This is a genomic window from Tenacibaculum sp. AWR4_210 (assembly GCF_056160945.1).
Window position 1 is genome coordinate 576,283 of sequence record NZ_JBSWYF010000002.1, and the last position, 13,812, is coordinate 590,094.

Genomic DNA, 13,812 nt, shown 5'->3' on the forward strand with positions numbered 1-13,812 from the left:
CTGTATTCTATGAAAAAATTAGTACTATTCTTGTGTGTGTTGAGTGCCCTAACTACGGTAGCTCAAGGAGGTCCGTCAATTGCGATTTCAGGAGCGGACCCGTTGCGATTAATCGATGTTAAGGTGTATACGACTATTGTTGGCGGCTATGCGAAAACTACCTACGACTTGCAGTTTTTTAATCATACTGATCGAGAACTGGAGGGGGAGTTTTTATTTCCCCTTGGGCAAGGTCAAACAGTGACTGAGTTGGCTATGGAACTCCGAGGAAAACTCAGAAAGGCCGTCGTAGTTGAAAGTACCAAGGCCAGAGTAGCCTATGAAACTACTGTGCGTGGGAATATAGATCCCGCATTATTGGAGAAAACGGCGGGAAATAATTATAAGGCGCGTGTATACCCTATTTTTCCTAAGGAAAAGAAAAGAATAATCATCAGTTACGAAGAGGTACTTCCGCCAAGCGCGGCGAAGTTACGCTACATACTCCCGTTTCAGTTTCCCAATCCGATTCCAAAAATGCGTTACGAGTTGGAAATAGCTGGAAATAGTGCGTTGCACATCGTAGAAAGTCCTATAGGGCGATTAAAACAGCAACAGCAGAAAGGTTCAACTAAGGTAGTACGAGAAATCAGTAATGCGAAACTCAATACCCCCTTAGTACTGGACATTGAATATACAGATAGCACTGCACAGCTGTATATTCAAAATGACACCTTTTTGTGGTTACCTCCTGCAGGGCTAGCAGTACCACAGAAACCAGCACCCAAATCACTCAGTATCTTTTGGGATGTTTCGTATTCTATGGAACAGCGAAATTTAGCCAAAGAACTAGCACTCCTTGACCGGTACTTTAAGCGTATAAAAAACCTCGAGGTAAATTTGATTTGCGCGGCCAACGAACTTCGATATTCACGTGTGTTTAGCGTTAAAAAAGGTGATTGGACGGCCCTTCGAAAGGCGTTGGTAGCACGTGTTTACGATGGTGGAACCCGTATAAAAATTCACCCTACACACTTGATGGATACGGAGGAACTTTTAGTATTCACCGATGGCTTGGTGAATGTGGGGAGTTTACAATTGCCGAAAACTACAGGGCTGTACCTAATCAATGCTTCTGTTCAGGCCGACCATGAAGTGATGGAGGCACAAGCCTTGGAGAAAGGAGGTAGCTATATCAATTTGAATCGAATGACCCTGGAAGCAGCGGAAAAGGCACTCTGGAATGCTCCGGTGAGCTTAGCAGTCTCTGGCGTTGATACCGCTACTGTATTTCCACCTGCAGGGGCATTCGTAGATATAAAGCAACCCGTGGTCGGAAAATTGAGAAAAGGAAGGCAACCTAGTTTTGAATTACGAGTAGCTGGTAAAACATTGTATACTAAAGAAATTGAATCACAATCGTATGTACCTTCAAGCTTTGTGACCAAACGATGGGCGTATCGTAAGTTACAGGCTATGGAACAACAACGGGTGAAACGCGAACAACTTGCGGCCTTTGCAAAAGAACAGCAATTGGTAAGTGCTTATACTTCCTTAATTGTTTTAGATAGAATAGAAGACTATGTGCGCTATGAAATTGTGCCTCCATCAGAATTAAGGAGTGCATACAAGCGATTGCTGGCTGAGCGATTGAAGAGGGCTACAATTTCGGAGCTCGAAGACGCGAATCAGATTCAAAAAGAACTAGCAAAGGTGAAATTGTGGTATGAATTTCCTTTCAGCAGTGAAAAGGCTAAAACTACATCGCTTCAAGATAATAATGTTGAAGAGCCTACTGTAGTGCCTCAAACTGCAGTCCTTGGTACAACGACGAAGGTTCCAGAACAGGAAGAGCAACAGACAGCAACAGAGACGAACCCTGCAACGCCTCAGCAAATAGGAGGTTTTCGTATAGACGATATCCAACCAGAAAATCGAATTAAAGTGACCGGGGTAATTTCAGACGAAAGTGGCCCACTACCAGGAGCAAGCATTGTTTTGAAAAATACGACCTACGGGACGGAAACTGATTTTGACGGTAATTACAGTATAGAAATTCCTAAAGGAGGCGTATTGGTGTATAGTTTTGTGGGGATGAATACGGAAGAGCATCGCGTAACGAATTCAGTACCATTAAATGTTGTGTTAGCAGCGGCTAACAATTTAGATGAAGTAGTAGTTGTGGCATATGGGGTTAGTTTAAAGAATACCGTGATGAATGCCAGTCTTGCTGGTGTAGTCAGTGGTGTTCAGACTGCTGTTAAAGAAACAACTTCAGGAGTCATAATAGAGAATTCAATTACTGAATCGTCTCCATTGTTGGTATTAGACTTGAAGGTAAGATCGATACAGCAACTTCAAAAGCTATCGAAAGACGCTATTGAAGAGGTGCTGGTATTGAAACCGAAAGAGGCAATGAAAATCTACGGTGTAAAGGGACGCAATGGAGCTATTGTGGTATTTACTACTACAGGTGTTGAAAATAAAGAACAAGAAATTTCAGCATTTAAAGAAAAACTAAAAAAGCAGGTCCAGCTTAAGGGCTGGAATGCGCAGGAAGTATATTTAAAAGAACTAAAGGCGATAGCCGATAATGACGCATGTTATACTGCCTATTTAAAAGTGCGCGGTCGTTATGAAAATATTCCCATGTTTTTTGTCGATGTCGCTCAACTTTTTAAACAGCGTGGTGCTGAACAGTACGCTCTTAGAATACTTACTAATCTGCTAGATATGGATTTAAATAACTACGAATTGCTAAAATTGGTTGGGTATTTATCAGAGGCCTGGGGAGCAACACAATTGGCTGTGGATGTCTATAAAAAAGTACTGGAACTGCGACCCGAAGATCCACAGTCGTATAGAGACTTGGCTTTGGCATATCAAGGAATAGGAGCTTATCAAAAGAGCTTTGATATGCTATGCGATTTTTACCGTGGAAAGCACCTCAAATTAGACAGGGGAGGACGTTTTGAAGGAATTATTGAAGCCGCTTTTTTAGAATTGAATCACCTAGTGGCCACCAAGCGAAACAAACTACAAATTCCTGAGGATCTCAGTGAAGTTTTCAAACCGATGCCCATGGATGTTCGTATTGTAATTGACTGGAATCACAATGATACAGATTTGGATTTATGGGTAGAAAATCCGAGGCGAGAAAAATTGAATTATCAAAACAAAACTTCTGAAGTTGGTGAGCGTATGTCTTATGATTTTTTAGAAGGCTTCGGACCCGAAACTTATAAGGTTAAAAACGCGCCTTCCGGAACCTACACCATCGAGGTGGATTACTATGATGATATAAAAAATCGCATTTCAGGACCTACTTTTGTCAAAGTAACTGTCTATACGAAATACGGGAGTCCAGAAGAAACGAAAGAGATTAACGTAATTCGTTTAAGCGGAAAAGAAGAAACCGTACAAGTAGGTAAGGTGGTGTTGAGACAGTGATAAATTCTATGGGTTCAATCGTCTTTATTTAGTATTTTTACTCAGGAACAAGCCAGAACAATATGAAAATAATCGCAACGAACATAGGAGAACGAAAAGAAGTAGACTGGAAAGGAAAGACTGTCGTAACCGGAATATTCAAGTACCCAGTAACGGAACCCATTTATTTAGATACCGAAGAGGTTAAAAACGATGCCATTTGTAACAGGAAGTACCACGGTGGGGTAGATCAGGCTGTGTATGCCTATTCCCTTGATCATTATGCCTACTGGCAAGAGGCTTACCCTGACTTAGAATGGAGTCACGGTATGTTTGGTGAAAACCTTACGGTTGAAGGTTTAGATGAAGCCGAACTACACGTCGGAAATCAGTACCGAGTAGGGGAAACCGTGCTAGAGGTTACCAAGCCGAGAGAGCCGTGTATGAAATTAGGAGTTCGTTTTAATAACATGAGAATTGTAAAGCACTTTTGGAAAGAGAATTTCCCTGGGGTGTACTTTAAAGTATTACAAACTGGGCAAGTGAAAGCCGGTGATGTTTTTGAGTGCCTCAAGTCCTGTCCTGAAAATGAAACCATCGTCGATGTCTATGCGAGAAAGCGCAATAAAAAATAAACTAAAACCCCGAACACGAGCGTTCGGGGTTTTTAGTTATTTCTTTCGCAGGTATACGTTGCCTAATGACGATTTGATATTGATGGCAACACCCCCATTATTCATGGCGCGCAGTATTTTACGTGAATGCGTATTCTTTGGAGTCTTCGAGTTCTTTTTTTCTTTTAAATTCAGGTCACTGTAAACCATTCCTCGCGTTTCTACTGAGAGGTCGGCATTGCTGTTTTTGGGTAGGGTAACATCTATTTCTCCACCAACAGTGCTCAAAGAGGTAGGAGAAGCCTGGTTGAGCATGGAAAAATCTACGGTGATGTTTCCGATACTGGTATAGGCAGTAACAGGTCCTGTGATGGCTGAGAGCTTAATATTACCATGCGGACATTGTACGGAGATTTCTGAACTAAATCCACGGAGGGACACAGCGCTATTTGATCTTGATTTTACTGAAATCATCATGTTTTGCGGTAATTCGATAACGACCGGTTTTCCTTGAAGTCTCGATTTGAGGTCTTTGACTAAGAGTCCTGTACCCTTTTGCTCAATTTTAAAGCCAAAACCGTTGGTTTCATCCTTGCCATCGGGATATATAGGTACAAGTCCTTTGGCTTTAACAACTTTTAAAGAATCGTGTTTTTTAGTGTGATGGCTAAAAAAGGTTCGAGTTGGATAGGTACAATCCTCTACCTGCGTTTCACAATCCGCCTTCGTAGCATTGCGGATACTCAGTGAATTCCCCGAAGACTTGGCTACGATGGTGATATCTGAGTTTACTTGGATGGTCACTTGCTGAACCCCTTTTAAAGAGCGTGTAAAAGCGGTGTTTTGAGCAAAGAGGCTCGAACTTAGTAGTATAAATAATATGCTGGTAATTTGTTTCATAAGGTGTTGATTTAAATTACATGAGGTTGGCCATTCCGTATTGTAATTCTTGTTTAACTAAATTGGGTGTTTGTTGATTTTCAAAGAGTTTTTTCATCGAAGGCAATGCCCTAGTTTCTTTGATATCCGTCAATATCTGTATCAATTCAATTTGAATGATGGCTGTTTCTTCGGTGGTTAAGGCTTTTAACAAGGCTGTTTTGACGCGTTCTAGCGCGCTGAACTTACGCAGTGATTCTGCAGCTGCCAAACGGACATTGACGTTTTCTTCGTGAAAGAGTTTCGCAATGATGGCATCGATAATTTTTGGGTGCTCTTGATTGAACTGTATAGCTGCCTGAGCTGCCGAAAGGCGCTTGCTCGGTGATGCACTGTTGATATCTGCAAAAAAGCGTTGTTCTGCAGAAGCAATAGCACTGGTTTTTACCGAGGAAGTACTTACGGTGTGTTGGTATTTACCCAACAAGAAAGAACCTATTACAAGGGTAATACTCGCAGCGATATTTTTGAAATTCCACGTCGGTTTGCTGATAGCAATGATTTTGGAAGTCGGTGTTGAGGTACTTGTTGCCAGTTCCGCTGCTAAGAAATGCTCAAACCTCTGTTGCAATTGTTCGCTAGGAGCCTCTTCAGGAACTGTGTTGAGAACGCGTTCTAACATAACAACCTCGTCGTACTGTTTTTTACACGTCTGACAAGTAGCTACATGCAAGCGCAATTGTGCCAGCTCTTCTGAGTTTAGCGCCCCTGCTAGGTATAATTCACAGGCTTGTTCTATTTCCTTACACTTCATAATGGGTTCCTTTAGGTTGATGATTAAAAAAGGCGCTTCTCAGCTTTTTTAGAGCACGGTGCATTTTTACTTTGAGTGCACCCGCACTACTTCCTGTAATATGAGCCAATTGTTCGTAACCGATTTCTTGTAAACGATGCAGGATAATCAGTTCTCGGTCAGCAGGGGTTAAGTGCTGCAAGCACAATAGCAAATGAGCAATCTCCTCGTCTCGATCTAAGGGAGTGACCAAGGGGATTTTTGCCAATTCATCGGAATGGACCGATTGCAGGCCCATTTTCTTACTTTTCTGATAATGGCTAGAAAAAATATTACGGGCAATGGTAAACATCCAGGACTGAAAATTTCCTTCTTGATACGATGTCCGATATTTTAAAATTTTCTCAAAAACTTCCTGTGTTAAATCTTCACTCAACGCACTGTCCAATGTCATTTTCCTGTAAAAATTGTACAGGTGCTTGTGGTGGCGTTCAAACAACAGGGCTAATTTTTTTAAATCGCCCTGACGTACGCATAACATAAGCTGTTCATCAGTTAGGTGCTTCAAAATGTCGTTTTTGATAGTTGTTATATTGATAACCTCAAAATTTTGAAAAGGTTACATCGCAGTGAGTATTTTTTTTAAAAAGAAAAAAATCTGAGCGATTTCCATAAAAAAAGCTCACTAAAAAAGTGAGCTTGGTATCTGTTTAATTTTTATTCAGGTCTAGAACTTTAAGCAGCATTTTATCATCGCGGTGGTTCATGCGATACAGTCCTTCATCGCTAAATAAATCGCGTGCAATTAACGTTTTTAAATTTTTGCGCAATTGTTTTTTGGTCTCTTTACTAATAGGAGCATCTTTAAATTTTTTCAGAAAGCTATCCGATACTTTTTGGTCGCTATCAAAATCTTTGATAAATGATTCCAAACTCATTGCTGATAGCTCTTTTCGATGGTTGTCTACATAGTCAAAAGAGAATTTACTCAAAGGACTAAAAAAGAGTGTTGGTAAATACGCTGAGGTATCTACGGCGACAAACACATCGGGAATAATTCCACCTCCGCCGTATACAATTTTTCCTTTAGGTGTGGTATACTGCAAGCTATCAACTGTTTTGATGCTGTCTTTTTCAAAGAGTTCACCACTTGAAAAACGCTCTTCGATATCGTTGCGATACTCACTGGTTTCAGCTCCTTTGGTATAGGGTTTTTGAATCGATCTACCGGTTGGAGTATAATACCTGGCAGTGGTTAAGCGAACTGCCGAGCCGTCACCTAAATCCATTTCTTGCTGTACCAATCCCTTTCCGAAAGAACGACGTCCGATAATCGTTCCTTTGTCGTTGTCTTGCAGGGCTCCGGCAACAATTTCTGATGCGGAAGCCGAATTTTCATCGATTAAAACATAGAGTTTCCCATCTTCAAAATCACCTTTTTCAGTGGCGAAAGATTTATTAACTGCTCCCTTGTTATTCTTGGTGTAAACGATGAGTTTGTCGTCCTCCAAAAATTCATCGACGATTTTATTTGCGATATCGATGTAACCACCTCCATTACCTCGTAAATCCAAAACGAGGGTGCGCATTCCTTTGTCGAGCAGGGTATCGAGTCCTTCTTTAAACTCTCGGTAGCTATTTCTCGCAAAGCGATTCAATTTGATATATCCAACACTATCGTTGAGCATATAAGAAATATCAACACTTTTGATATTGACTTTACCTCGGTTTACAGATACGTTAAAAATACTGTCGTTCATTTTTCTGTAAATCTGAAGTTTTACCTCTGTTCCCGGTTTTCCTTTGAGCTTTTTAAAGATGTCTTGTGTGCGTAGGTCCTTATTGTAAAGGGTATCTTCGTCAGCCATTAAAATACGGTCACCTGCCTTGATCCCCATTTTGATACTCGGGCCACCTTTAATAGGAGCAATGACCGTAATGGTATCGTTAATTACACGGAACTGAACACCGATTCCTACAAAATTCCCCTGCATGTTCTCGGTTACTAACTGTAAATTTTCACGCGGAATGTACACGGAATGTGGGTCTAACTTACCTAGCATATTTTTAATAGCATCGTCCAAAAGTTGGTCCGTATTAACGGTGTCCACATAATCTTGTTGGATGTATTCTATCAATCGTTTGATTTTTCGCTCTTTTGCTGAACTTTTTGCCAGCATGGGGCTCTGGGGACCATCAAACAACACGCCTATGAGTATTCCGAAGAATACGGCGAAAGCAAAATAGATAGGTAAATTATTTTTATTCATAAGGTAAATAAGTGATTTCTACGCCGGCTTTTTCTAAAAAATCCAATCCAGAAGCGTCTTTGTAAGCTTCTGAATATACGACGCGTTTAATTCCTGCTTGGTGAATGAGCTTACTGCACTGCTGACAAGGAGAAAGCGTGATGTACAGCGTGGCTCCTTTACACGACTGTGTTGAGGCGGCCACTTTTAAAATGGCGTTGGCCTCCGCATGTAAAACATACCATTTGGTATAGCCTTCTTCGTCTTCGCAGTAATTTTCAAAGCCAGAGGGAGTACCGTTGTATCCGTCTGAAATGATCATGCGATCTTTGACAATAAGGGCGCCTACTTTTTTTCTAATACAATGGGATAACTGTCCCCATTCCTTCGCCATTTTTAAATAAGCTAAATCGTATTTAGTTTGTTTTGATTCCACTACTACTAACTGTTAAGAAAAAAACTAATTTAAGTTGAATTACTGAGTTTCCCAATTAAAATGCTTACCAAAAAATGCGATTCATCATCATCTCAAAGGCAACTCCTACCACGATGGCCGAAGCAACTAAAATCCAGTCTCTCCTATTGACTCCCAATATGGATTGGGCTAAGGTTCCGATAAGTAAAATGGCTAAAACGATAAGTACTTGAGCTACTTCAACACCTAAAGCAAATTCTAATAAAGGCAGTAGTTTGTCAGAGGTACGACCGATGATTACTTTAAAATAGTTTGAAAAACCTAAACCGTGGATCAACCCGAAAAACAAGGCGAAAAACAAATTCTGATTTTCCTTCCCTACAGAAGCTTTTTTAGCGGTAAACACATTCATCAATCCTGTGACGAAAATGGTAAAGGGAATCAGAAACTCTACTAATTTTTCATTGACGTTTAATATTCCGTACGCCGAAAGTGCTAAGGTTAAGGAGTGTCCTAAGGTAAATAAGGTAATCAACCACAGTACTTTTGTCCACTGTTTAAACTGATATACTACGGCGAGTACAATTAAAAACAGGATGTGATCATAGGCTTTAAAATCGAGTACATGTGTAAGTCCTATTCGGAAATAAGTAAAAAATTCGTCCATTAAATTTTGATTTGGCGGTTAATTTGTTGGTCTAATGAAATAAAGGTTTCTGTTCGCGAAACCCCTTTAATAGTTTGAATGTCTTTATTGAGTAAATGCATTAAATCTTCATTGTTTTTACACATGATTTTAATGAAGACAGCATAGTTTCCGGTCGTGTAATGGCTCTCTACAATTTCTGGAATTTCTTTTAACCGCTTAATGGCAGAAGAGTACAAGCTGGACGAATCGAGAAAGATTCCGACAAAGGCGGTAGTAGTATAGCCCAAGGATTTCGGATTCAGTACCATCTTATAGCCATCAATTAAATCAGACTCATCTAATTTACGAAGGCGCTGATGAATGGCAGCTCCTGAAATTCCTACCTCCCTTGCGATGCTTAAAACCGGAGTTCGAGCATCTTTAACGAGTCGCTTGATAATGATCTTATCAATACCGTCAATTTTAAGCTTCTTTGTCATAATTTAAAGTAAAAGAAGTAAAATTATAAAAAAAATAAGGCACCGAGTCTGATTTTTTATGTTAATATGTAAGTGGATTGTGTTAAATTTTCTTAAAATCCTAAAACCTACTGCCTAGGCAATCCAACATCCGTTCCTGGAAGATCAGCTTGTTTAGCTTTTCAAAAAACCGTCTAAATTTCCCGCTTATTACAAAAAATATCGTCTCTAAGAGTTCTTAGTTTTATCGCTACTTCGACAGGTTACCTTTGTGTTAGAGAGAGGAAAGTATCGTGACCTAATAGATTATAATCTGGTGCAATTAGTTTAAAATAACTTATTAAAAGAAGGCTTTTAGTAGTGTTAGTGAACTGTGTTTTTGACATCAGGAGTAATTCAATAATGAAGTGGTCGTTCGCAACTACAGAGGGCGTTTGTCGTAACGAGACTGCATGAACGCCTAAATAACTAGATCAATATAGCAATAAACTTTGGGATTTTTTTGATGGACGCCTCCTTGAGGCAGCAAGTTAAGTACTGTTTTACTATCGTAGTAAAGGAGTTCAATAGATATGGGTTTTTGCCTTATTACAAGGACCTCTGTATAGTAAAGGTGTATATGATGTAGTGCTAGTAGAGGTGTTCTAAGAGTTTGATTCCATTGTTTCACGAAAAAAGATGAAAATATGAAAAAAAACTATCTCGTTTTACTAATGCCGATGTTGCTCTATGCAACTCTTCAAAATGTATTGTGTAAAGAAGTATTCAAGTTTTCCACCTCAGAGTTTAATTGGTTTTATAAGCCTAGTAGCGCTATAGCTTCTACGGATTTTTGCGTAGATGACGTTGTGAATCCTGTTATGGAACTTAAGAATCCTTATAGGTACGATTTAAGTACTAAACAAGGGCAAGCGCAGGTTTCGGAAGATTCGGATCAGGACGGTGTGCAGGATGAAATCGATTTGGACGATGATAATGATGGGATTCTCGATATCCATGAAATGAGGGAAGGAATCCCTAATGAAAATTGGGTGTCTACGGTGTTTTATTACAATGGAGCGACAGTGATAGGAAATAGATTTATAAGTGCTTCCGATTTTTATAATGGAGGTAGAGGAGGAGGACGTTTAAATGTATATGATGGTACGCTGTCAAATGGACAAAAGGCTTATGCCATTGGGGGTGTAAAAAGGGATCCTTCGTTTACAGTTTCGCATTTTGACAGACGTTATATCGAGTCGGATATAACTACGGGAGATTCAGCGGTGTTTATTTCGGGAATTCGGATAGATAATAAAAAAGTGGTACCGCCATACCTTCAAAATTTGGGCGTAAAAATTGCGGTTGCGGTATTTGATGTGGCTTCGAGTAGAGAGCATTTAATTTATGTTGAGGGATCGAATCGAAATTTTTCAGATCGTATATACAGAAAAATTGATATGGAAACCGCTTTTGAATTACAGCCGAATTCTGATTATCAATTACGAATATATCTTTTTGGCAGATCTAACACTTCGGCGAGTCCACAAGTTTGGTTGAGTAGAATTTATGTGGATACGGTATTGGAATGGGATCTTGGTTATCGGGATCTTGATACGGATGGTGACGGTATTGTAAATCACCTTGATATTGATTCCGATAATGATGGTTGTTTTGATGCTATAGAAGCCAAAGGGAATGTCAGTTTAACCGAACTGAATAGCAATGGCAGTATCGATACGAGTAATACGGGAGGTGTCGACGCAGATGGCGTACCTAATTTAGTCAATGCCGGCGGGACTTCAGACACGGACCATAAGCAAGGTCAATCGTTGAGTGTTGATTGCTATAAAGCATCCAAATTTGCGATTGATGAGGCTACATTTACAGATCAAACAACAACCGTAGTAGGAGGAGAGGTTACTTTTAGTATCGATTCAAAGGTACTTGCTACTGAAAAGTATGTGGATGGGGTTCCCAATTACGCAAAAGCTGAGAAATTGAACCCTCTATTTCAATGGCAAGAGAATGGAGTAGATTTAAAGGATGGAGGAGTTTATAGAGGAACTAAAACATCAAGTTTATACCTTTCCAATACCACTGGATTGAGTGGGAATGTCTATACAGTTGTAATGAGACACCCAGGAAATAAATGCTTGGTAGAAGAACGCGCTGCCAAATTTACATACCAAGTGGATTCTGATGGCGATGGTATCGCGGATGTTGATGATTTGGATGATGATAATGACGGAATACTAGATGATGAGGAGAGAGTGTGTTTTTCCTATTATGAGAGTTTCGGTGTAGGATCGGGCCAAATGTTGACGAGTCATTCAAATGTTCCGAGTGCAAATGTCAGAAACGTTCGGGTGGGGACCAACACAGATTTTAATGGTCTTCCGTGGTATGAAACCCAGTCAGGTAAGGATGCGAAAGGGGATGCAGAAGGGCGGTATTTGGCCATGGACAACCCAATTGGGACTAGTCCAGTGTTATTATATAAAAAGGAGGTAGAAGTAACAGTTAACGAAAATTATCTGTACAGTTTGTACGCTGCAGCTCCTTTGGAAGAAGCTGGTAGACCTGCAAGCCAGTTTCCAGACGTTCTTATGAAAGTTTTTGATAGCAATGGGGTAGAGTTGAGTGAAGAAGATTCCGGGGTTTTGAATTTGGAGTGGACTTATGTGGAAATGCAGTTTACATCCACAACTCCAAAGGTGAGTATAGAAATTTATAATAGGAATACTACCAGCGTTGGAAACACCCTATTAATTGACGAAATCAATATTAGCTTGTTATCTTGTGATACGGATGACGATGGAATTATCAATTCTCTTGATTTAGATTCCGATAATGATGGCTGTTTTGATGCTTTGGAAGCTGGAGGAAATGTCACAAGCGAGCAGTTGACGAGTACGGGACGTATTGACATCGCCACTACAGGAGGTGTGGATAGTGAAGGTGTCCCGAATCTTGTTAATGTAGGAGGTTTAGGTGATATTGATGGGAATCAAGGGCAGAGAACAGTTGGGAGTGAAACCGTTTTTGAGCGTTTGTCCATTGATAAGTTTTTTTCAAAGTTGACGCTTTGTGAAGGAGAATCTGGCATCTTGTGGGTGGATGTCACCAAGAATATTACCTCGACTTTTTTGGATGGAGTTCCAATTTTTGATGAGGATACGGATTTCTTTTTCAATGGTTTTAATTACCAGTGGCAAATAAAGAATGTAGACAGCGGGCTTTGGGAGAATCTTTCAAAATCTGAGACTTATTCAGGAGTAGCAACGGATACTTTAAGGTTAACAGATGTCAGACGATCCTTATCGTCGAACATCTATCGGGTGGTAGTTTCTGATGGTCAAAGCGAAGATTGTTTTAGTGTAAGTAGTCCTCAGGCATTGTTGGTGGTCCTACCTAACTTTGTTGATAATCTTGATAAGTCTCAAAGCTTATGTGTGGGCACTCTGTTAACAACTATTAAACATGCAGTTTCAGGAGTAACAGGATTGGGAACTCCAGAAAATCTACCCTCCGGAGTAGAAGCACACTTGGTAGGAGGTACTACTGTGGAAATCACTGGAAGTCCTTTGGAATCAGGAGTTTTTAATTATCGGATTCCCTTAACGACGCAATGTGGCGATTTATTTGCTGAAGGAAGCATCACGGTGTTACCAGAAAGTACTGTTGATAACCTGGATAAATCACAAACTGTATGCGTGGGAACCCTGTTAACAAGTATCGAACATTCGGTTTCGGGAGTAACAGGATTGGGAACTCCAGAAAATATACCCTCCGGAGTAGAAGCACACTTGGTTGGGGGGACTACTGTGGAAATCACAGGAACACCTTCTGAATCAGGAGTTTTTAATTATCGTATTCCTTTAACGACGCAATGTGGCGATTTATTTGCTGAAGGAAGCATCACGGTGTTACCAGAAAGTACTGTTGATAACCTAGACAAATCACAAACTGTATGCGTGGGAACCCTGTTAACAACTATCGAACATTCGGTTTCGGGAGTAACAGGATTAGGAACACCAGAAAATCTACCCTCAGGAGTAGAAGCGCGTTTGGTAGGAGGTACTACTGTGGAAATTACAGGAACACCTTCTGAATCAGGAGTTTTTAATTATCGTATTCCTTTAACGGCTCAATGTGGCGATTTATTTGCTGAAGGAAGCATCACCGTAGTGCCGCAAAGCACTGTTGATAATGTGGATAAATCACAACGTTTATGTGTGGGAACCCTGTTAACAACTATCGAACATTCGGTTTCGGGAGTAACAGGGTTGGGAACACCAGAAAATCTACCCTCAGGTGTAGAAGCACGTTTGGTAGGAGGTACTACTGTGGAAATCACAGGAACAC

General features: G+C 40.3%; 10 protein-coding genes. 3 read left to right on the top strand and 7 right to left on the bottom strand.

Annotated elements, in window-relative coordinates; all coding sequences use genetic code 11:
• Nucleotides 1-9 precede the first annotated feature (9 nt).
• The gene (locus tag ACXAG7_RS05845; protein WP_476666253.1) at nt 10-3,429 is read left to right on the top strand and encodes a VIT domain-containing protein; all 3,420 of its coding nucleotides are present in this window, start codon (nt 10-12) and stop codon (nt 3,427-3,429) included.
• A 62-nt stretch (nt 3,430-3,491) separates the two neighbouring features.
• Nucleotides 3,492-4,043, top strand: a complete 552-nt coding sequence (locus ACXAG7_RS05850; protein WP_476666254.1) for an MOSC domain-containing protein — start codon at nt 3,492-3,494, stop codon at nt 4,041-4,043.
• Between the two features lie 36 nt (nt 4,044-4,079).
• Here ACXAG7_RS05850 and ACXAG7_RS05855 read toward each other — a convergent pair whose 3' ends face one another.
• From ACXAG7_RS05855 to ACXAG7_RS05885, 7 genes are all read right to left on the bottom strand, one after another.
• Nucleotides 4,080-4,922 carry a DUF4097 family beta strand repeat-containing protein gene (locus ACXAG7_RS05855; RefSeq protein WP_408042274.1) on the bottom strand — a complete coding sequence of 281 codons (843 nt, stop codon included), beginning with the start codon at nt 4,920-4,922 and terminating at the stop codon, nt 4,080-4,082.
• A gap of 16 nt (nt 4,923-4,938) precedes the next feature.
• Nucleotides 4,939-5,715, bottom strand: a complete 777-nt coding sequence (locus ACXAG7_RS05860; RefSeq protein WP_476666255.1) for a HEAT repeat domain-containing protein — start codon at nt 5,713-5,715, stop codon at nt 4,939-4,941.
• Nucleotides 5,705-6,262: an RNA polymerase sigma factor gene (locus ACXAG7_RS05865; protein WP_476666256.1), complete on the bottom strand. Its 558-nt coding sequence runs from the start codon at nt 6,260-6,262 to the stop codon at nt 5,705-5,707. Before ACXAG7_RS05865 ends, ACXAG7_RS05860 begins: the two co-directional genes overlap by 11 nt.
• A 142-nt stretch (nt 6,263-6,404) precedes the next feature.
• Nucleotides 6,405-7,964, bottom strand: coding sequence for a S41 family peptidase (locus tag ACXAG7_RS05870; protein WP_408042277.1), 1,560 nt, complete (start codon nt 7,962-7,964; stop codon nt 6,405-6,407).
• Nucleotides 7,957-8,379, bottom strand: coding sequence for a deoxycytidylate deaminase (locus tag ACXAG7_RS05875; RefSeq protein WP_408042278.1), 423 nt, complete (start codon nt 8,377-8,379; stop codon nt 7,957-7,959). Before ACXAG7_RS05875 ends, ACXAG7_RS05870 begins: the two co-directional genes overlap by 8 nt.
• Before the next feature lie 64 nt (nt 8,380-8,443).
• Complete coding sequence (locus ACXAG7_RS05880) at nt 8,444-9,025, bottom strand: HupE/UreJ family protein (protein WP_408042279.1); 582 nt, start codon at nt 9,023-9,025, stop codon at nt 8,444-8,446.
• Nucleotides 9,025-9,486 carry an Lrp/AsnC ligand binding domain-containing protein gene (locus ACXAG7_RS05885; protein WP_408042280.1) on the bottom strand — a complete coding sequence of 154 codons (462 nt, stop codon included), beginning with the start codon at nt 9,484-9,486 and terminating at the stop codon, nt 9,025-9,027. The genes ACXAG7_RS05880 and ACXAG7_RS05885 overlap by 1 nt, the downstream gene beginning before the upstream one ends.
• A 665-nt stretch (nt 9,487-10,151) precedes the next feature.
• Here ACXAG7_RS05885 and ACXAG7_RS05890 point away from each other — a divergent pair.
• On the top strand, nt 10,152-13,812 hold a 3,661-nt coding region (locus ACXAG7_RS05890; protein WP_476666257.1), incomplete at its 3' end, for a hypothetical protein.

Bases quoted from the DNA above. Each gene is read 5' to 3' on its own strand.
- ACXAG7_RS05885 (WP_408042280.1), bottom strand. From the start codon at position 9,486: ATGACAAAGAAGCTTAAAATTGACGGTATTGATAAGATCATTATCAAG.
- ACXAG7_RS05870 (WP_408042277.1), bottom strand. From the start codon at position 7,964: ATGAATAAAAATAATTTACCTATCTATTTTGCTTTCGCCGTATTCTTC.
- ACXAG7_RS05850 (WP_476666254.1), top strand. From the start codon at position 3,492: ATGAAAATAATCGCAACGAACATAGGAGAACGAAAAGAAGTAGACTGG.
- ACXAG7_RS05855 (WP_408042274.1), bottom strand. From the start codon at position 4,922: ATGAAACAAATTACCAGCATATTATTTATACTACTAAGTTCGAGCCTC.
- ACXAG7_RS05860 (WP_476666255.1), bottom strand. From the start codon at position 5,715: ATGAAGTGTAAGGAAATAGAACAAGCCTGTGAATTATACCTAGCAGGG.
- ACXAG7_RS05880 (WP_408042279.1), bottom strand. From the start codon at position 9,025: ATGGACGAATTTTTTACTTATTTCCGAATAGGACTTACACATGTACTC.
- ACXAG7_RS05845 (WP_476666253.1), top strand. From the start codon at position 10: ATGAAAAAATTAGTACTATTCTTGTGTGTGTTGAGTGCCCTAACTACG.